Annotated in this window: 11 protein-coding genes; 8 read left to right on the plus strand and 3 right to left on the minus strand. The window is 72.8% G+C overall.

Features of this window, described 5'->3' with window-relative positions; all coding sequences use genetic code 11:
- Positions 1-55 precede the first annotated feature (55 nt).
- The 6 genes from ACIQU6_RS19775 (at position 56) to ACIQU6_RS19800 (ending at position 14,914) form a co-directional block, all read left to right on the plus strand.
- Positions 56-1,207, plus strand: a complete 1,152-nt coding sequence (locus ACIQU6_RS19775; protein ID WP_403482929.1) for a uroporphyrinogen-III synthase — start codon at positions 56-58, stop codon at positions 1,205-1,207.
- Positions 1,204-1,989 carry a sirohydrochlorin chelatase gene (locus tag ACIQU6_RS19780; protein ID WP_403482930.1) on the plus strand — a complete coding sequence of 262 codons (786 nt, stop codon included), beginning with the start codon at positions 1,204-1,206 and terminating at the stop codon, positions 1,987-1,989. Before ACIQU6_RS19775 ends, ACIQU6_RS19780 begins: the two co-directional genes overlap by 4 nt.
- A gap of 867 nt (positions 1,990-2,856) precedes the next feature.
- Entirely contained in the window at positions 2,857-6,024 is a 3,168-nt protein-coding gene (locus ACIQU6_RS19785) for an amino acid adenylation domain-containing protein (RefSeq protein ID WP_403482931.1), read from the plus strand.
- Positions 6,025-6,033: 9 nt separating this feature from the next.
- Positions 6,034-13,365 (plus strand): amino acid adenylation domain-containing protein, encoded by a 7,332-nt coding sequence (locus ACIQU6_RS19790; protein ID WP_403482932.1) that lies wholly within the window; start codon positions 6,034-6,036, stop codon positions 13,363-13,365.
- Between the two features lie 2 nt (positions 13,366-13,367).
- On the plus strand, positions 13,368-14,561 hold the full coding sequence (locus ACIQU6_RS19795) for a hypothetical protein (protein WP_403482933.1): 1,194 nt from the start codon (positions 13,368-13,370) through the stop codon (positions 14,559-14,561).
- A 14-nt stretch (positions 14,562-14,575) separates the two neighbouring features.
- Entirely contained in the window at positions 14,576-14,914 is a 339-nt protein-coding gene (locus ACIQU6_RS19800; RefSeq protein ID WP_403482934.1) for a nuclear transport factor 2 family protein, read from the plus strand.
- A 123-nt stretch (positions 14,915-15,037) separates the two neighbouring features.
- On the opposite strand, the gene ACIQU6_RS19805 is transcribed toward ACIQU6_RS19800, so the two are convergent.
- Positions 15,038-15,643 carry a hypothetical protein gene (locus ACIQU6_RS19805; RefSeq protein WP_403482935.1) on the minus strand — a complete coding sequence of 202 codons (606 nt, stop codon included), beginning with the start codon at positions 15,641-15,643 and terminating at the stop codon, positions 15,038-15,040.
- Between the two features lie 249 nt (positions 15,644-15,892).
- Between ACIQU6_RS19805 and ACIQU6_RS19810 the strand changes: the two genes are divergently transcribed.
- Together ACIQU6_RS19810 and ACIQU6_RS19815 are read left to right on the plus strand one after the other, a co-directional pair.
- Entirely contained in the window at positions 15,893-17,359 is a 1,467-nt protein-coding gene (locus ACIQU6_RS19810) for a hypothetical protein (protein ID WP_403482936.1), read from the plus strand.
- A gap of 143 nt (positions 17,360-17,502) precedes the next feature.
- Positions 17,503-18,756, plus strand: coding sequence for a cytochrome P450 (locus tag ACIQU6_RS19815; protein WP_403482937.1), 1,254 nt, complete (start codon positions 17,503-17,505; stop codon positions 18,754-18,756).
- A 160-nt stretch (positions 18,757-18,916) separates the two neighbouring features.
- Here the strand turns inward: ACIQU6_RS19815 and ACIQU6_RS19820 are convergent, their stop codons facing one another.
- Entirely contained in the window at positions 18,917-20,038 is a 1,122-nt protein-coding gene (locus tag ACIQU6_RS19820; protein WP_403482938.1) for an acyl-CoA dehydrogenase family protein, read from the minus strand.
- Positions 20,035-21,198: an acyl-CoA dehydrogenase family protein gene (locus ACIQU6_RS19825; RefSeq protein WP_403482939.1), complete on the minus strand. Its 1,164-nt coding sequence runs from the start codon at positions 21,196-21,198 to the stop codon at positions 20,035-20,037. Before ACIQU6_RS19825 ends, ACIQU6_RS19820 begins: the two co-directional genes overlap by 4 nt.
- Between the last annotated feature and the right edge of the window lie 49 nt (positions 21,199-21,247).

Here is a 21,247-nt window from a genome sequence, read left to right on the forward strand (position 1 = left end):
ACCGGTGTGACGGCTGGGCAACCTGCGGGTAACTTATGCCCCCGACTCTGCCGACATGGGAACTGCCGCCGCCTCCAACCCCACCGGCCCCGCCGGTGACGCACACCTCCCGCTGACCGGCTTCACCGTCGGCGTCACCGCCGCACGCCGCCGCGAGGAGCTCGTCGCCTTGCTGACCAGGCGCGGAGCCCGGGTGGTCGAGGCGCCGGCGCTGCGCATCCTCCCACTGGAGGACGATCTCGCGCTGCGCCGCGCCACCCAACAGTGCCTGGCGAAACCACTGGACTACGTGGTGGCGACCACCGGCGTCGGATGGCGCGGCTGGATGAGCGCCGCCGACGGCTGGGGCCGGGGCGCCGAACTCGCCGCCGCCTGCCGGAACGCGGTCGTCCTCACCCGCGGCCCCAAGGCGACCGGCGCGGTCCGGGCCAGCGGAGTGGACGAGAGCTGGTCCCCGGAGACCGAGGCCACCGACGAACTCCTCACCTGGCTCCTGGCCCGACCGCTCGACGGCCGCCGGATCGCCGTCCAGGAACACGGCCTGCCACTGGACGACTTCGCCGCCGCACTGCGCGAACGCGGAGCCGAGGTGATCTCCGTCCCCGTCTACCGCTGGGCACCACCCGAAGACCCCGGCCCGGTACGACGACTGGTCGAGCAGACCGCCCGCCGGGAGATCCACGCGCTCACCTTCACCAGCGCCCCCGCGATCGCCGCCTTCCTGGCCACCGCCACCGCCGACGGCCTGCACGAGCAGGTGGTGGCCGCGCTGCGCACCGACGTGCTCGCCATCTGCGTCGGCCCCGTCTGCGCCCGCCCGCTCCTCGACGCCGGCCTCCCGGTCGTCTGGCCCGAACGCGGCCGACTCGGCGCCCTGGTACGTACCGTCACCGAGGAACTCCCGCCCCGCAGCCGCCGGACGCTCACCGTCGACGGCCGCGAGCTGGTGCTCCAGGGCAACGCCCTCCTGGTGGACGACGAGAGCTACTGGCTCTCGCCCAAGAGCGCCACCGTGCTGCGCGCCCTCGCCGAACACCCCGGCTGGGTACTCAGCCGCGCCGAACTGCTCCGCCGCGCCTGGGCCGGCTCCGACGCCGACGAACACGCCGTCGAGGCCGCCGTCGGCCGGCTGCGGCACTCGCTCGGCAGGCACGGCGACCTGATCCGCACCGTCCCCAAGCGCGGCTACCGACTGGCGGCGGGATGACCGACACCCCGACCCTGCTGGCCGTCGCCCACGGCACCCGCGACCCCCGGGGCGCGGCCGCCACCGAGGCCCTGATAGCCCGAACCCGCGCACTCCACCCGGAACTCCCCGTCGAACACTGTTACTTGGACCTGCTCACCCCCTCGCTCCCCGAAGCCCTGGCCGGCCTGACCGGCGAGGTGATCGTGGTCCCACTGCTCCTCGGCACCGGCTACCACCTCCGCGTCGACATACCCGCCGCCCTCGCCGGCGCACCCCACCTGCACGCCCGCATCGCCCGCGCCCTCGGCCCCGACCCCCTCCTCGCCGACGTTCTGACGGACCGCCTGCACCAGGCCGGCTGGCGCCCGGGTGACCACGCGGACGGCGGCGCCCTGGTCCTGGCCGCCGCCGGCTCCACCGACCCGCGCGCCAACGCCGACACCGTGGTCATGGCCGAACTGCTCCGCGCCAGACTCCCGCAGGGCGGCCCCGTGCTGCCCGCCTACCTCTGCGCCGCCGGCCCCACCCCCGCCGAGGCCGTCGCAGCCCTCCGCGCGGCCGGCCACCCCCGCGTCGCCGTCGCCGAATACCTCCTGGGCCCCGGCCTCTTCGCCCGCCGCGCGGCCCGCTCCGGCGCCTGCCGCACCACCGCCCCCCTGGGCACCCACGACGCGGTCGCCCACCTCATCGCGCGGCGCTACGAGGAGGCGGTGGGGGAGCTGGTGGCGGCCGGTTCCGCCCGGAATCCGGAAATGACGGCGCGGAGTCGCACTCCTGACGCAGGGCCACCGCATACCTGACACGTGCCGGCAATATTGGGCGAGTTGACGCACGCCTTGCGGCCGTCTCCTGTCACGGCCGGCGGAGAGTGGTGCCACAACTGGACTGACGCGACGTCGAGATGATGCTGTGTCAGATCGCTGTCGCGCGGAGCTCTCCTCTTTCCCTCTTCTCTTGCCGGTATGTGTTTTTTTGGTTTCCGGAACATGGCGCGGCAGGGGCGCCGAGGCAACGCGAATCGGGTGCCGGGAAGAGGTTCTCGGATGGGCGCGGGGATCGCCTCGTAACGTGCGCAGGTGAATTCCCCTGCGTGGTAAGTGACATGGGGGAGTAAAGGATGCGTCAGGGCGGCGTTTGGATCGGGAGTCGCTGCTCAGGGCGGTGATGCGGAGGTAAGGGGTCTACCCGGCGGTAATTTTAGGCGGGCGGGGGGCGGTTGGGGTGGAGAGTGCGCCGCGGGGCGTTTTTCGGCGGTCCGCGATGCGTAATACGTGTGAACAGGGTCACGTTGCACCAGGCTGTGTAGCTGCTGCTACGTTGAGTGCGTTGCAGGGCGACCGAGGGGGCGCACGACCATTTGCCACGTCACTATTGTTGCGGGATCAGGTTCCTGTCGGTGTGGTGAATCCGCTATAGGGGGAGACCGGAAAACCGGACGGTGAGCCGGCGGCAACGGCGTGCCACGCCACGCCAGTTGCCATGGGGACGGGCCCGGTCTGAATGACCACCCCTCGCCCCTGTCCGCTATCCCGGCAGCACGACGCCCCATTACTTCAATTCGCATCACTTCAATACCGTTCCACCGCGACGGCGCTCGGGAGACCCCCGCTGCCCGTCGGTTCGTATGCGTGCCCGACCGGCGCGCGACGGGAAAGGTCCATCCGTTGATGAACACGGCGCCTGTGCCAGGCACCAGTCAGCAGCCATTACTCGAAGAGCTCTTCCGGGAACAGGTGGCATGCCGCCCCGACGCGCCGGCCGTGGTCGACGGCGAGACCACGCTGTCGTACCGCGAACTCCACGACCGTGCGGGCCGGGTGGCGGCCGGGCTGATCGCGCTGGGCGTGGGCCGGGAGACGCCGGTGGCCATGGCCTTCCCGCGCTCGGCCGACGCGATCGTATGCACCGTGGCCACCGTGCTGGCCGGCGGCGCCTACCTCCCGGTCAACCCCGACTTCCCCGGCGAGCGCCTGGCGCACATGCTGGGCGACAGCGGCGCCGAACTGCTGGTCTGCGCGCCGGGACTGACCGGAGCACTGGCCCCCGCGTTACCGCAGACGACCCGGGCCATGACGCTCGGGGCGCTGATCGCCGAAGGGGAGCGCGCCGGGATCGCCCCGCCGACCGAGGCCCTGCCCAGCGCGGGGGAGCGGTCCCCACTGGCCTACGTGATGTTCACCTCCGGGTCCACCGGCCGCCCCAAGGGCGTGCTCGTGGAGCAGGCCGGCATCATCCGACTGGTCAAGGACAACGGCTTCTTCGACTTCTCCGCGGACGAGCGGTTGCTGCTGACCGGCGCCCTGGAGTTCGACGCGGCGACCTTCGAGATCTGGGGATGCCTGCTCAACGGCGCGACGCTGTATGTGACCGGCAAGGAAACCCTGCTGGTCCCCTCCGCCCTGAAGACCTTCCTGCACCGCCACGCCATCACCGCGATGTGGATGACCGCCCCACTGTTCAGCCAGACCGCGGACGCCGACCCCGCGGTCTTCGCCCGACTGGGCGCGGTTGTCGTGGGCGGCGATGTGCTCCCCGCCCGCCAGGCACACGCACTGCGGACCGCGTACCCCGGGTTGCGGATCATCAACGGCTACGGCCCGACCGAGAACACCACCTTCACCACCACCCACGAGGTGCGTGACGAGGAGCCCGGCGCGGTGCCCATCGGACGCCCGCTGAACGGCACGACCGTGCGGGTGTTGGACGAGGCCGGACGACCGGTGCCCACCGGAACGCCCGGTGAGCTGTACACCGGCGGGAGCGGACTGGCCCGTGGCTATCTGGGCCGGCCGGACCTGACCGCGGAGCGCTTCGTCATGATCGACGGCGAGCGCTGCTACCGCACCGGCGACCGCGTGACGATGGACGCGGACGGCCTGCTGCACTTCCACGGCAGGATCGACGACCAGGTCAAGATCCGCGGGCACCGGGTGGAGGTCAAGGAGGTCGAGGCGGTCCTGCTGGGCTGCCCCGGTGTCCTGGACGGCTGCGTGATCGTCGCGGCGGACGAGGCCGGCAAGCACCTCGTCGGCTACGCGGTCCTCGACGAGGGCATGGGCGCCGAACAGGTCCAGGCGGCACTGGCCGCACGGCTTCCCGACTACCTGCGCCCGGACGACCTGGTGGCGCTGGACCGACTCCCGCTGAACGCCAACGGCAAGGTCGACAAGGCCGCGCTTCCCCCGGTGGCGAAGGAAGTTGATGACAGGTCAGGGAGCGCGGACGCCTACGCCGCGCTCTCCGACGAGCAGCGGCGGCTCGCCGAGGTGTGGGACGTGGTGCTGCGGCTGAAGGGCCGAGCCGTGCGGCCCGAGGACGACTTCTTCGCGCTGGGCGGCAACTCCCTCGCCGCCGGGGCACTCATCGGGCGACTGGCCGTGCGGGACGGGGTGGCGCTCTCCTACCGGGAGGTCTTCGAGAGCCGCACCCTGGCGCGGATGACGGAGGCCGTGGGGCGCGCCGGGCAGGCGTCGTCGGCCGGTCTGCCGCCGGTCACGCCGGCCCCGACCGGCGTCCCCACCGCCCTCCACCCGCAGCAGTACGGGCTGCACACCCACGCCCAGGTCGCTCCGGCCTCGCTGGCCTACCACATCCCGCTCCGCATCGACCTCGACGGACCGGTGACGGCGTCGGCGGTCAGGTCGGCGCTGAGTGAACTGGTGCGCCGGCACGACGCGTTGCGGACCCGCCTCGTCGTCACCGACGAGGGCGTGCGGCAACTGACGGACCCGCACGCGGTGGTGGAGATGATGGGGCCGCCCGACTCCGACGTCTTCGCCGACGAGGACGACCGGTCGCTGCTGGCGTCCTTCGTCCGGCCGTTCGACCTGGACAGCGGGCCGCTGTTCCGGGCGCTGCTGATCCGGCTGGACGACAGTTGCCACCGGCTCTACCTCGACGTCCACCACGCGGTGTTCGACGGGGTGTCGTTGCGGATCGTCGCGGAGGAGCTGACCGAGCTGCTCTCCGGCGGTGTCCTGCCGGAGCCCAAGTGGGGCTACGCCGACGCCGCGCAGTGGTACGCCGAGCGGCTGGCCGAGGGCGCGTTCGCGGCCGACGAGCGGTACTGGACGGAGGCCCTGGCCGATCCGCCGCGGCTGGAGCTGCCCACGGACCACCCCCGCCCGCCCGTGCGCGCGGAGAGCGGGGCGGTGGTGCGGCTGGGGCTGACGCCCGAGCGCGAGGCGGCGGTCCGACGGATCGCCGAACGGGCCGGCAGCACGCCGTTCACCGTGCTGCTCAGCGCCTACGGCGCAGCGCTGATGCAACTCTCCGGCCAGCGCGACGTGGTGGTCGGCAGCCCGATGAGCGGGCGGATCCACCCCGACTTCGAGCCCGTGGTGGGGATGTTCGTCAACACCGCCCCGCTGCGCCTCACCGTCGACGAACCCGCCACCCTCACCGACCTGTTGGACACCGCCCACCAACGGCACCAGGAAGCCCTGGAACACCAGGCGTACCCCTTCGACCGGATTGTCGGGCAGCTGGGGCTGCCCCGGGACACCGCCCGGCTCCCCCTCCTGGACGCCTTCTTCGCCTGGCAGAACATCGACTTCCACGGCTTCGCCCGCGACGGGCTGCGGGTGGACGTCACCCTGCTGCACCCGGACTCCTGCCGCTTCGACCTGAACCTCCAGGCGTACCAGCGGCCCGACGGCACGGTGCTCGAATTGGAGTACAGCACCGCGCTGTTCACCGCGTCCTCCGCGGAATACCTCCTCCACCGCGTGGCCGAGCTGATCGACGACCTCGACGCCGCCCCGCACACCCCCCTGTTCGACTCTCCGGCGTCCACGAGCGCGGCCACCCCCGCCTACGCCGATTTCTCTTTCTAGAAGGACCCCATGACCAGCGCACTTCAGGTCCAGCAGGCCCTCCGCAACCACCCCGACCAGCAGGAGTTCTGGGAGACCCGCGGTCAGGGCTGGACCGAACCCGTCCAGGCCATCCGCGACCACCTGCGTCCCGGGGCCGGCGAACACCGCACCACCGACGCCCCGTTGGACGCCACCACCACGGCCGCCCTGGCGCGGATCACCTCGGGCGACGCGGTGCTGCTGCGCACCGTCGCCGCCACCGTGCTGGCGCTGCTCGCCGCGCGGACCACCGACCGCGACGACGTCGTCGTCCACCTGCCCGTGCCGCCGCAGCACTTCGACGCCCCCAACCGTGCCGTCCCGCTCGACGTGCGCATACCGGCGCAGACCGCGGCCAGGCAACTCCTCGGCGCCGTCCGCGCCGGCTACCTCGACGCGGCGGCCCATCTCGACGTGCCCGTACGGCACTTGCTGGAGCGCACCGGCAGCCGCCCGACCGACTTCATGGTCGCGGTCGACGGCGACCTCGGCCCGGAGGACGCCGACCAGGCCGGCGCCCCCCTGCTGTTCACCCTGACCACCGGCGCCGACCCGCGCCTGGCCCTGCGCTACGACCCGACGCTGTTCACCGAGGCCACCGCGGACCGCCTGCTGGACGGCTACCGCACGCTGCTGCACACCCTCACCACCGCGCCGGACACCACCACCGACGCCCTGCGCGCCCCGTCCGAGGACGAACTCGCCCTGCTCGAAGGCGAGTTCAATGACACGGACGCCGACTTCCCGAGTGGACGGCTGCTGCACAGCTTCCTGGAGGAGCGGGCCCGCGAGCACGGTGACCGGATCGCCGTCGCCGACGGCAGCGGAACCACCTACGCCCAGCTGAACGCGGACGCCAACCGCCTGGCCCGCACCCTGCGCGCCCGCGGGGTGCGTGCCGGCAGCATCGTCGGCGTCTGCATCCCCCGCTCCGCCGCGATGCTCACCGCCATCTACGCCGTGCTCAAGGCGGGCGGCGCCTACCTGCCGATTGACCCCACCCTGCCCGACAACCGCATCGCCTACCTGCTGGAGCACAGCCGCACCGAGCTGGCGCTCACCACCGGCGACACCGCCCACGTGCTCGGCACCCACCCCACCCTCGACCTCGACGACCCGGCCAACTGGGCGGCCGAGGACGGCGACCTCGCCCCCGTCACCGGGCCCGACGACGCCTGCTACGTCATCTACACCTCCGGCTCCACCGGCCGTCCCAAGGGCGTGGTCGTCGAGCACCGCGCCATCGTCAACCGGCTGTGGTGGATGCAGCGCCAGTACCCGCTGGGCGCCGACGACGTCATCCTGCACAAGACGCCGTTCACCTTCGACGTGTCGGTGTGGGAGATCTTCTGGTGGTCGCTGGCCGGCGCGTCGGTCGCCACCCTGCCCAACGGCGCGGAGAAGGACCCCGAGCGGATCGCCGAGCGGGTCGCCGAGAGCGGGGCGACCACCCTGCACTTCGTGCCCAGCATGCTGCACGCCTTCCTCACCTTCACCCGGGCCGCCGGCACCACGACCCACCTCCGCACACTGCGGCAGGTCTTCGCCAGCGGCGAGGCGCTCGCCGCGGCCCATGTCGAGCTGTTCCGCGAGGCGTTGCCCGACGCCCGGCTGAGCAACCTCTACGGCCCCACCGAGGCCGCCGTCGACGTCAGCTACTTCGACTGCGAGACCGTCGACACCACCCGCTCGGTGCCCATCGGCCGCCCCATCGACAACATCAGGCTGCTGGTGCGCACCCGCGGCGGCGCCCCCGCCCCGATCGGGGTCCCCGGCGAACTGTGCATCGCCGGCGTCGGCCTGGCCCGCGGCTACCTGCACGCACCGGAGCTGACCGCGGAACGCTTCGTGGCCGGCCCGGAGGGCTTCGGCCGCCTCTACCGCACCGGCGACCTGGCCCGTTGGCTGCCCGGCGGAATCCTCGAATACCTCGGCCGACTCGACACCCAGGTCAAGATCCGCGGCTACCGCATCGAACTGGGCGAGATCGAGCACCTGGCGAGCGGCGTGGCCGGAGTCGTGGAGTGCGCGGTCGCGGCCGTCGAGGGCGACCGCGGCGAGAAGGCGCTGTGCGCCTACGTCGTGACCGGACCCGACTTCGACGAGACGGCTCTGCGCACCGCGCTCGCCGCCGAACTGCCCTCCTACATGGTCCCGCAGTTCATCGTCACCGTCCCCGCCATCCCCACCAACCACAACGGCAAGCGCGACCTGGCCGCCCTGCCGCGCCCGACCCAACAGACCGCCGAAGAACAGCACATCGAGCCGGCCACCGACACCGAGCGCCTGATCGCCGCGGTGTGGGCGGACGTCCTGGGCACCGAACGCATCGGCGCGCAGGACAGCTTCTTCGCCCTCGGCGGCGACTCCATCCTCGGCATCCGCGTGGTCGCCGCACTGCGACAGGCCGGCTACGAGATCACCGTCGGCGAGGTCTTCGCCCACCAGCGACTGACCGACCTCGCGACCGTGGTCCGCCCGGTCCAGCAGGCGACCCGACCCGAGCCCGCGACCGACGACACCGGCTCCTGGCCGGCCTCCGCGCTCCAACAGGGCATGATCTACCACAGCAGCGTGGACACCGACGTGCCCGTCTACCACGACATCTTCCGCTACCACGTGGACGTTCCCCGCGTCGACGAGGACGCCCTGGTGACCGCCTGGCGCCGACTGACGGAACGCCACCCCGTCCTGCGCGCCCGCTTCGACCTGGAGACCTTCGACCGGCCCCACATGGTCGTCGAGGACACCCCGGAGCTGCCGGTGGACGTCGTCGACCTGCGCACCGCCGCGGACCCGGCCGCCGACGTCACCGCCTGGGCCGAACAGGAGAAGCGCACCCCCATCGACCCGGGCACCGCCCCCGTCTACCGCGTCCGGATCTTCGTCACCGCGCCCGACCGCGTCACCCTCGGCCTGAGCTTCCACCACGCCCTCCTGGACGGCTGGAGCGTCGCCTCACTCGTCGAGGAGTGGGTCCGCGGCTACGGCGACCTGCTCCAGGGCCGGGACGAGACCCCCACCCCCGCCGTGACCCTGCAGTCCCAGTACGCCGTCCTGGAACGCCGGGCCGAAGAGGACCCCGCCCAACGGGACTTCTGGGCCGCCGAACTCGACGGCGCCGACCTGACCGAGGTGCCGCGGCTGGGCACCGACCGCGGCCACGGGGTCACCTCCGAGGTCGTCATCGCCGCCCGCCCCCTGGACCCCGAACTGCTGGCGACGCTCCGCCACCGCGCCCAGGAGTGGTCCGTCCCGCTCAAGAGCGTCTTCCTGGCCGCCCACCTGCGGGTGCAGGCGTTCGTCGCCAACCGGCGCCAGGTCATCACCGGCCTGGTCGCCAACGGCCGGCCCGAGGTCGACGGCGCCGAGACCGCACTGGGCATGTTCCTCAACACCCTGCCGTTCCGGCTCGACCTCGACACCGACCACACCTGGCGCGAACTGGCCGAACGCTGCTTCGCGTTGGAACAGCGACTGCAACCCCACCGCTGGTTCCCACTGCCGGCCATCCAGAAGCTGCACGGCGGCCCGGTCTTCGACGTGCTGTTCAACTTCACCAACTTCCACGTCCACCAGCAGGACGCACAGACCGACGGACCCGCCGTCCGCGCCGTGGACTACTTCGAGCAGACCAACGCACCCCTCGTCGTCTACGTCGGCGCCAACGCCTACGAGGGCGGCTGGGAATACCGCATCGGCTACGACCCCGGACAGTTCACCGCCGAGCAGATCGACCGCTACCTCGGCTACTACGGCAAGTGCTTCGCGGAACTGGCCACCGCCGGCGAACGCCCCTGGGCCGACACCGTCCCGCTCACCGCCGACGAACGCGCCGTGCTGCTGCCCGCCGTCGCCCACTCCACCGTCCCCGAACTCGACGGCAGCGCCACCCTCGTCGACCGCTTCGCGGCCATGGCCGACAAGCACGGCGACGCCACCGCCGTCTCCTGCGACGGACGCCGGCTGACCTACCGCGAACTGGACCGCCGCGCCAACGCGTTGGCACACCACCTGGCCTCCCGCGGCGTCCGCCCCGGCGACCTCGTCGCCCTGGCACTGGAACGCGACGTCGAAATGGTCGTCAGCATCCTGGCCACCCTCAAGGCCGGCGCGGTGTACGTGCCGATCGACCCCGGCTACCCCGAGGACCGCATCCGCACCACCGTCGAGGACGCCGGCGTCCGCCTGGTCCTGGCCACCGCCGAGGTCTGCGCCCTCTTCCCCGACCGCGCCACCCTCACCGGCACCGCCGACGTCCTGGACACCCTCATCGGCGAGGGCGTCGAGCACGGCCCCGAGCACGGCCTGAGCGCCGACTCCCCGGCCTACGTCATCTACACCTCCGGCTCCACCGGCCGTCCCAAGGGCGTCCTGGTGACCCACGGCAACGTCCTGCGCCTGTTCTCGCGCACCGCGCACTGGTACGACTTCTCCGAGGACGACACCTGGGCGCTGTTCCACTCCTTCGCCTTCGACTTCTCCGTCTGGGAGTTGTGGGGCGCCCTGCTGTACGGCGGCCACCTCGTGGTCGTCCCCTACTGGGTCAGCCGGTCCGTGGAGGACTTCGCCGACCTCGTCGTCACCGAGGGCGTCACCGTCCTCAACCAGACCCCCTCCGCGTTCGGACAGGTCAAGCAGGCCCTGATGGACCGCGTCGGCCCCGACGACGTCCGTCTGCGCCACGTCGTCTTCGGCGGCGAGGCCCTGGACTTCGCCGGGCTCACCGACTGGTTCGACCACTTCGGCGACGCCCGCCCCGAGCTGGTCAACATGTACGGCATCACCGAGACCACCGTGCACGTCACCTACCGCCCGGTGCGCACCGCCGACACCCGCGCCCCCGGCAGCATGATCGGCGAACCCATCCCCGACCTCGGCCTCTACCTCGTCGACGACCTGGGCCGGCCGGTGCCCCTCGGCACCCCCGGCGAGATCGCGGTCACCGGCGGCGGCGTCGCCCTCGGCTACCTCAACCGGCCCGAGGAGAACGCCAAGCGGTTCGTCGAACTCGACCTGGGCCACGGCCCGACCCGCGCCTACCGCTCCGGCGACGTGGCCCGCCGACTGCCCGGCGGCGACGTCGAATACCTCGGCCGCGGCGACGCCCAGGTCAAGATCCAGGGCTACCGCATCGAGACCGGCGACATCGAGTCCGCACTGGTCGCCCACCCCCGGATCGACTCGGCCCTGGTCATCGCCTTCACCCGCCGCTCCGGCGGCAAGGCCCTGGCCGGGTACTACGTCCCGCTGCCCGGCGAGACCATCGACCGCCAGGAGTTGCGCGCCCACCTCACCGACCGGCTGCCCGGCTACATGGTGCCCAGCTTCCTGGTCGAGGTCGAGCGCTGGCCCCTGACCATCAACGGCAAGACCGACCGCCGCGCGCTGCCGCACCCCGAGGACCACTCCGGCGGCACCGACCGCGCCCACACCGCGCCGCGCAACGCCACCGAGGCCCGCCTGACCGCCGTCTGGCAGGACGTCCTCGGTCTGGAACGGGTCGGCATCGACGACGCCTACTACGACCTGGGCGGCGACTCCCTCCAGGGCATCCGCCTCATCGGCGCCCTACGGCGCGCCGGTTACGAGGTGCCGCTGCACGAGCTGTTCCGCCTGCAGACCATCCGCGCCCTGACCGACCAGAACATGATCACCGGCACCAGCGACCCGTCGGCCCAGGCCCCCGAGAGCCGGCCCTTCGACCTCGTCGACACCGAGGACCGGGACCGCCTCCCGGCGGACGTCGTGGACGCCTACCCCGCCACCCAGCTCCAGCTCGGCATGATCTTCCACACCGACCTCGAACCGGCCCAGGCGGTCTTCCACGACCTGATCCGCTACCGCGTCGACCTCCCCTTCGACCAGGAGGCCCTGACCGGCCTGCTGACCGCCATGGTCGACGCCGACGGACACGAGATCCTCCGCACCTCCTTCGCGCTGGACGGCCACCGCCGCCCGCTCCAACTGGTCCACCCCCACGGCCGGGTCGAGCTGGCCGTGCACGACCTCACCCACCTCGACGACGCACCGCGCACCGCGCACGTCGACGCCTGGTTCGAGGAGGAGAAGAGCACCGGTTTCGACTGGCACCTGCCGACCCAGATGCGGTTCTTCGCACACCGGGCCACCGACGACTCCTTCTACCTCTCGGTCAGCTTCCACCACGCGATCATCGACGGCTGGAGCTTCTCCGGCCTGATGGCCCGACTGCTGGGCGACTACCGCAACGTCCTGGCCGGCCGCGCCCCGGCCCCGCACCAGCCGGCGCCGCTGGCCTACCGCGACTACGTCGCCCTGGACCAGGCCGCCCAGCAGGACACCGCGGCCCGGGACTACTGGACCGACCTGCTGGCCGACGCCCCCGACACCACGCTGCCCCGCCTGCCCGAGCCCGGACGCCGCTGGTCGGAGTCCGAACTCCTGCTGGACGAGGGGCAGTACGACCGCCTGACCACGCTCGCCGCCCGGCACGGCGTCTCCGTCAAGCACCTGTGCCTGGCCGCACACTTCCGCGCACTGTCACTGATCACCCGCACCACCGACGTGACCACCGGCGTCTTCGGCCACGGCCGCCCCGAACACCTGGAAGCCGACCGCATGGTGGGCCTCTTCCTCAACATCGTGCCGCTGCGCGCGGCCACCGACGGCCCGTGGGACCAACTGATCGCCGCCGTCAACCGCGTCGGCCACGAACACCTCCCGCACCGCCGCTACGCCTACGCCGGCATCCAGCAGGCCACCGGCGGACGCCGACTGGTCGAGACCGCCTTCAACTTCGTCAACTTCACCGCCTACGCGGACCAGTTGGGCGAGGACGGCGGACAGGTCATCGGCGAGCTGAAGTGGTTCGAGCACGCCGACTTCGCCCTGCTGGTGACCTTCAGCGCCGACCTGTTCACCCGCCAGATGCGGGTCAACTTCAACGCCGCGGCACACGTCCTCGGCAGCGAGGCGGTCCACACCCTCGCCGCCGTCTACCGCGCCGTCCTCGCCGACCTGCTGGACGAGCCGGCCGAGGGACCGGACCTCACCGCGCTCCTCGCCCACCTCCCGCCGCCCGCCGACGGCGAGGGCCACCCCTACGACCGCCCGGCACCGACCGCGCACCCCGCCGGCCTCGACACCGTCGACCCGGCGGCCCTCCGCGACCTGCTGACCGAGCTCCTCGGCGACACCGCCTCCGACGGCCCCCTCCCCGCCCTGGACTCCCTGACCACCCTCCGCCTGGCCCACGCCCTCAACCACCGCCACGGCATCGACATCCCGCTGCCGGAGCTGCTCGACGGCACCGCCCTGACCGACGCCCTGGAACGGTGACCATGAAGGCGACGTTCTCCACCATCCTCCTCAGCTCACTGGGCTCCACGGTCCTGTGGCTGCTGCTGGTGCCCAACTTCCAGGCGCAGACCCACTCCGACGGCCTGGTCGGCCTGCTCGGCATGGAACGCCAGGTGCTCGGCGTGGTCGGCGCGCTGCTGGTCGGCGTCTGGGCCGACCGGGGTCGGATCGGCCGGAAGTTCGCCCTGCTCCAGGGCATGCAACTGGCCCTCGCGGTGGCCTTCCTCCTGCTGACCTGGCTCGGCACCGTGGGACCGGACTTCGTCCTGGTATGGACCGCGCTGCGGTTCACGCTGGTCGGCGCGAGCTCCGTCCTCGCCTACCGACTGCTCGCCGACGCCTCCGGCTCCAGCGCCCAGGGCGCGGTGCTCCAGATGGTGACCTCCCCGCAGGGCGCCATGGTCTTCGCCGCCGTCATCTGCGCGGCGGTACCCGCCTGGACCGCACACACCCTGGTCACCGCGCTGGTCTTCGACATCGTCTCCTCGCTCCTGGTGATCTGGCTGCTGCTGGCCCGCCCGGAGGTCGGCGAGGGCGAGTTCGGCTTCGAGTGGCGCCACGTCCTACGGCGCGGTGCCGGCGCCGTGCGCAGCTACTGGCTGCCCGAACTGTGGCCGTGGAACCTCCTCCAACTGGCCTTCCTGGTCAGCCTCTCCGGCATGATGGTCTACGCCAGCGCCATCGCCGAGGCCCAGACCCTGGTCCCCACCAGCATCGCCTTCTCCGGCAGCTGGTTCTTCTACGGACTGGCCTTCTGGCTGACCGCCCCCCTGCTGCGCAACCCCGAACGGGCCCGCCGCTGGGCCCTGGGCTTCGCCGGCGTCCTCATCGTCTGCGGCGTGGTCGGCACCGTGATCGGCCGCTCCGCCTTCCCCGTCCACATGGCCCTCTACGTGGCGCTGACCTTCGTCAACGCCTACTGGATCCACTTCACCAACGCCCGCATCCTCGAACCGGCCCCCGCCGCCCACCTCGGCCAGATCCGTGCGAGCATGATCTTCTACCTCGGACTGGTCTTCGGTATCGGCGAACAAGTGGTGGGCCTGTTGCTGGAGTTGAAGACCGGACTGCTGCTGCTCGGCCTGGCCCACGTGGTGGGCGGCATCGCCCTGGCCGGCGCGCTGCTCACCATCCGCACCCGCACCCGCCGCCGCGCCCTCGTGCCGGTCGCCTGACCCAAGGAGTACCCATGACCCCCGAAGAGATCGTCGACGGTCAGCTCGCCGCCTACAACGCCCGCGACCTCGACGCCTTCCTCGGCTACTACGTCGAGGACGTCCCGGTGTACGCCTTCCCCTCCGGCGAGGTGCTCGCCGACCGCTCGGGACCGGCCTTCCGCGAGCGCTACCGCGCCCTCTTCGATGGCAGCCCCGACCTGCACGCCGAACTCGTCTCCCGGGTCACCCACGGCCGCATCGTCATCGACCAGGAGCTGGTCTCCGGCTTCCAGGGCGACGAGGTCCGCGCCGCCGTCGCCCTCTACGAGGTCGGCGAGGAGCGCATCGAACGCGTCTGGTTCGCCGTCTGACGCCTCACCGTCACCCTCGCCATGCGTGACCCTCCCGCGGACGCCCTGTGCACGGCGTCCGCGGGAGGCGCGGTTCGCGGGGCGGGCACCGGCCGGGGGCGTGCCGTCCCCGGCAGCCCGCCGTCACACCGTCGGGATGGTGGCGCGGAACTTCTTCGTCAGGTCGGCCCCGCGGATCACCCCGCCCTTGTGGTACTTCAGCCCCCAGGCATCGATCACCGAGCCGTCCGCGAACATGCAGGCGGACCTGGCCTTCGACGGGTCTTTGAGGTTCCTGGGACCCCAACCGCCCCCGTCCGTGGGCCGGTTGCCGAACATCGCGGTGCCGTTGATCCCCTGGCAGTAGGCGATGGAGGGGTTGCCGGGGCTGCTCGGACCGTTGGGCTTGCGGACGTAGGCGAGCGCGGCCAGCGTCGGCTTGTCCGCGGCCAACGTGTCCGCACCGATCATGATCTGACTGCCGTCGCCGGCGGTGAACAGACACATCTCCCGCTCACCACCCAGCGGCGTGATCTTGTTGCCGGTGCTGGTGAAGTAGGGGACCCGGGTCTCGGCCTTGCCGCCCTGTTGCGCACACCAGGCCGCATCCGCGGAGACGGAGTGCCTCGCCGGGCCGGCGGCCGGGCCGCCGCGGGGCGTTCCGGCGGCGCCGGTGGCCGCGTTGGCCGCCACGGCCGTACCGGAGAGCAGGGCGAGCACGGACACGGCAAGGACATGGGAGCGCTTCACGCTTCCTCCTCAGGATGCTGCGCGGAAAGTGGCTGTCGGCCGGCGGGGTGCACGCGCCCATCCTCAGCAACCCCCGTCGCACCGTCAACGCACGTCACGCGGCCTTCCGGCGGCCCCGCGGACATTGACGCGATCACGCGGGTGCGCCCCCGACGACGTGCCCGGACCGACGATCGGATCCGGCCAGTAACGGGGGCGTAATTCCCGCGTCTATGAGGCGTGTTGGGGAACGGATAGAGTCTTCGCCCGATGAACGCCCCACTGCTGCGCATCCGGCTGCTCGGCGGCTTCCGCCTCGCCCGCGAGGACGGCGCACCGCTGGTGGCGCGCTGGGCCCGGCCCGGCGCACGCACCCTGGTCAAGCTGCTCGCCCTCGCCCCGGACCACGCGCTGCACCGCGAACAGGTCATGGCCGTGTGCTGGCCGCACGCCGAACTCCGGGCCGCACTGGGCAGCCTACGGGTGGCACTGCACACCGCCCGGCACGCGCTGGAGCCCGAACTGCCACCGCGCGGCACCTCCGCCTATCTCGTCAGCGACGGAGAGCTGCTGCGCCTGGTACCCGACACGGTACGCGTGGATGTCGACGAGGCCCAGGCGCGCGCGGCGCGGGCCCTGCGCAACGGTGGGCGGCGCGAACTGGCCGACGCACTGGAGGCGTTGGGCGGCGAGCTGTTGCCCGAGGACCGCTACGCGCCATGGGTCGAACCGGTCCGAGAACGGCTGGCGCGCCGGCGGGCCGAGCTGCGCGACGCGCTCGCGGAGCAGCGCAGATCCACGAGCCGCCGGCCGGCGCCGTCCGAGCTGGACGCGGCGCGGGTACGGCTGGACTGGGCACTGCACCTGGACCGCTCGGGGCAGTACGACGAGGCCGTCACCGTGGTCCGCGAGGCCCTGCACGCCTACCAACGCCAAGGACTGCGCGACGCCTGCACATTGGCCGCCGCCCGGCTGGCCGAGGTGCTCAGCCGCGGCCGGGGCGCGGAACAGGCGCTCACGGTCCTGGACGCCCACCCGCCCGATCCCGGCGCCCCCGACGCCATCCGGGCCGCGCACCACATGGCGCGCTCGGCGGTGCTGTCGTACCGCGGCCGGTACGCGGACGGACTGGCGGCCGCGCGGGCCGCGGAGCGCTGCGCGGGGGCCGCCCGCGGGGCCGACGGACCGGTGCTGCTGGCCCGTTCACTGGCCCAACAGACCGTCTGCCTGGGCCTGTCCGGCCTCGCCGACCAGGCCGCCGGACCCGCCGCCGCGGCACTGGCACCGGCCGAGGAGTCCGGCGACCGGGCACTGCTGGCCACCGTGCTCTCCGTACTCCGGGAAACCGAGCGCCGCGCGGGCCGGCTCGGGGACGCGCTGGCCCACGGACACCGCGCCCTCGCCCTGGCCGAACAGGCGGGCCGGCCCACCGCCACCGCCTTCGAACGCGCCAACCTGGCCGAGCTCCACCTCCTGCGCGAGGAACGGGCGGACGCCGAGCGGCTGGCCCGGGCCTCGGTCGAACTGGCCGAGCCGTTCGGCGGCACGGCACTGGCCTTCGCCCTGACCGCACTGGCCCGCGTACGGGGCGGGCCCGCGCCACGGGAGGCCGCACGGCTGCTGACCCGGGCCGGGCGCTGCGCGGCGGACGGCGGGCACCTTCAGGCCATCGAGGAGGTGCGCACGGCCCGCGCCGAGATGGGCGAGGCCGGCGAGGCGCGACGGGTGTCGCGGTGATTCCACGAGCCAGCCGTGCCGGGGCAGTTCGGGCCCGGTCGCCCAGCACCGCGCCCTGGAAGGCCGCCCGAGCGCGGGCGTAGCCTGCCGGCTGACGAGACCACGCCGGCTCGGCCGCGGGCCGGCCAGCGGAAGGAGCCGTCTTGGAAGGCACCACGCCGTCACCACCGCCCGCACCGCCGCACCGACTCGACGCCACGGGAGCCGGCGGGCACGCGGAGGCGGGGCTCCTACGGGAGCGTGGGCCGGCCGCTCCGGTCCTCCTACCGGGCGGAGTGCCGGCCGTCGCGGTCACCCGCTACGAGGAGTTGCGGGAGTTCCTCGCCCACCCCGACGTCGCCAGGGACCCCCGCCACTTCGCGGCCCTCCAACAGGGCGCCGTCCCGGACGACTGGCCGCTGACCGTCTTCGCCACCGTCAGCGGCATGGTCACCGCCGACGGCCCCGACCACCGCCGCCTGCGCGGCCTGGTCACCCGCGCCTTCACCGCCCGCCGCGTCGAGGCCCTCCGACCGCGCGTCGAGAAGCTGACCGCCGACCTCTTGGACCGGCTCCCCGAACGGGCGGCCCCCGACGGCACCGTGGACCTCCGCACGCACTTCGCCTACCCGCTCCCCATGGAGGTCATCGGCGAACTCCTCGGCGTCGACGGCGAGCTGAGGGACACCCTCCACCGCTGCTCGCAGACGATCGTCAGCACCTGCGCCACCCCGGAGGAGACCCGTGCCGCCCACCACGAGACGGCAGCCACCCTCGAACGCGTCGTCGCGGCCCGCCGCGCCGCGCCCGGCGACGACCTCACCAGCGCCCTGCTCGCCGCCCAACAGGAGGACGGCTACCGGCTCACCGACGGCGAACTGGTCGGCACGCTCCTGCTGTTGATCATCGCCGGCCACGAGACCACGCTCAACCTCCTGACCAACGCCGTGCGGGCACTGTGCACGCACCCCGACCAACTGGCCCTGGTCCGCACTGGCCGGGCCGGTTGGGCGGACGTCGTCGAGGAGACCCTGCGCCACGACAGCCCGGTCGGCCACTTCCCCTTCCGCTACCCCACCCGAGACCTGACGATCGGCGACACCGTCGTCCCGCAGGGCACCGCGGTCCTCGCCTCCTACACCTCCGCCGGCCGCGACGAACGCGCCTACGGCCCGGACGCCGCCCGCTTCGACGTGACCCGCCGCCCCGCACACCGCCACCTCTCCTTCGGCCACGGCCCCCACCACTGCCTCGGGGCACCCCTGGCCCGGATGGAGGCGACGATCGCGCTCCGCGCGCTGTTCACCCGCCACCCGGGGCTCACCCTCGCCGTCCCCGACGCCGAACTGCCCCGACACCGCAGCTTCGTCGGCAACAGCACGGACACCCTTCCCGTCCGCCTCGAACCCGCGCGGTGAGCAACGCCCGGTGCCCTTCCGGTACGCGTCCCGTACCTGACGCACGCGACCGTGACCGCCGCGATCCACTGACTGATCCGGGTCGGATCGGGTCGTGATCGCGGCGGCCGAAGTCGCGCAGAGGGTCATCCGGAAGGTCAACCGGAGTGTCGATTACGGGTCAACTGCCGGTCACCAGGGGCCACAACCGGTCGCCGGCCTCCACCACCCGCCGCCCGATGCCGCGCTGCCAGGCGTGCTCGCCACCGTCCTCGTCGCGCCAGGACCACATCCGGGTGGTGGCCAGACGCAGCGGGCTGAGCTCGGTGAAACCGATCGCGCCGTGGAGCTGGTGGGCGATGCGGGCGATCTCGGCCACCGAAGCGGAAGCCTGCGCGGCCGCGATCCAGGCGGAGAACTCCGCCGCGCCCGGCTCGGCCAGGGCGGCGGTCGCCGCGCCCACGGCCGCGCCGATCAGCGCCGCCTCCTCGACCAGCTTGGCCTCCTCCTGCTTCACCGCCTGGAAGTGGCTCAACGGGCGCCCGAACTGCACCCGGGACGAGGTGTGAGCCACGGTCAGCTCGACGCAGCGCCGCGCCGCCCCGGCGATCAGCGCGGCCCGCGCCAGACCGCTCCGCCACCGCGCCTCCTCGACCAGCGCCGTCGGAATCCGGCGCACCCGCTCGGCGGGCACCGCCACATCGATCAGCACGAGCTCGTCCCGGGGCTCGCCCGCCAGATTGCTGCCCGCGACCTGCCGGCCCTGGCCGGCGTCCAACAGCAGCAGCATCGGCCCGCTGGACGGACCCTCGGTCAGCACCACCACCGCGTCCGCGCCGCGGGCCCACGGCACCCGGCTCAGTGTGCCGCTGACCCGCACGGCGTCATCGGTGCCGCCGGCCCCCAGTGGGCCGACCCGGCTGCCGGCGTCCACGTGCCCGAACCGCACGTCAAGCGGACCGGAGGCGACGGTGAGCGGGCCGTCGGGGACGGGCAGTTGGGCCGCGGCCAGCAGCGGTCGGGCGACGAGCAGCGTCTCGGCGAGCGGCGCCGGGGTGCCGCGGCGGCCGGCCTCGCACACCAGGTCCACCAGGACGGCCGGGTCGGCATCGAGCGGCGGCAGGGCGTCGGCGGCGCGCAGCGCCTGCCACAGCGCGTGGGCGGACTCGGCGGGGCGTTCCAGGGCACCGGTCCCCAAAGTTCCGTCAGCTCTGTGGGTACCGCCGGTCTCGTTGGCCCCGTCGGTCTCGTCCGTTGCGGCGAGAACGGCGGCGGCGCGTGCGAAGAGGGATTGCGTGCTCATGAGTTCAGCTCCAGACCTCGGGTGATGATGCCGCGCAGGATCTCGTTGGTGCCGCCGCGCAGGGTGTAGCCGGGGGAGTGCAGGATGGCGGTGGCGAGCAGCTCGGGATAGGTGCCGCGGGTGGCGTCGAAGCGGGCGGCGACGGGGAGGATCTCCCGGACCTCGCCCACGAGTTCACCCTCGAAGCGCGTGCCGAGGTCCTTGACGAGTGCGGCCTGCACATCGGCCGGGCGCCCGGCCTCCAGGGCGGCGGCCACCCCCAGCGAGAGCTGCCGGATCGAGGCCAGCCGCGCGGTCAGCCGACCCACTCGACCGTGCTGCTCGGGGCTGCACGCGGCCCGCTGCAACTGACCGACGAGCGCGGTCAGCAGCGGCAGCGTGGACAGGAAACGCTCGGGACCGCTGCGCTCCAGGGCCAGTTCGCCGGTGACCTGCCGCCAGCCGTCACCGGGGCGACCGAGCAGCGCGTCCTCGCCGACCTCGACGCCCTCCAGATGGAAGTAGTTGAAGGTGTGCTCGCCGGTGAGCAGGCGGATCGGCTCGACCCGGATGTGCGGAGCGCGCAGGTCGACGATGAACTGGCTCAGCCCGGCGTGCCGGTCCTCGGAGTCCTCGGTGCGGGCGAGCACGATCGCGTGGTCGTTGATGTGCGCGCCACCGGTCCACATCTTGGTACCGGTCAACCGCCAGCCACCGGCCGTCCGTTCGGCCCGGGTCCGCACGGAGGCCAGGTCCGAGCCGCTGGTCTGCTCGCTCATGCCGATCGAGAAGAAGCACGCGCCGGCGGCGATCCGGGGCAGATAGAACTTCCGCTGCTGCTCGGTGCCGTGCCGCAGGATGGAGGGCCCGGCCTGCCGGTCGGCGACCCAGTGGGCCGAGACCGGGGCGCCGGCGGCAAGCAACTCCTCGATGACCACATAGCGTTCGAGGTTGCCGCGCCCGCCACCGCCGTACTCCTGCGGCAGGGCCATGCCGACCCAACCACGCTCGGCCAGCCGGCGGGTGAACGCGGGGTCCCAACCGGTCAGCCAGGAGTCGGGCCGGCCCAGGATGGTGCCGGCGGCGCGCTCCTCGGCGAGGAAGTCGCGCACCTCCTGCCGCAGTTTCCGGGCCTCGGGGGGCAGTGTCACGGCCCCGGGGGCAAGGGTGGAGAGAGCCATTCGGATACTCCTCACGGGTAGTGGTCGTTGGGTCAGGGGTGGGCCGGCC

Source organism: Streptomyces sp. NPDC090442 (assembly GCF_044769405.1).
Taxonomy (GTDB): Bacteria; Actinomycetota; Actinomycetes; order Streptomycetales; family Streptomycetaceae; genus Streptomyces.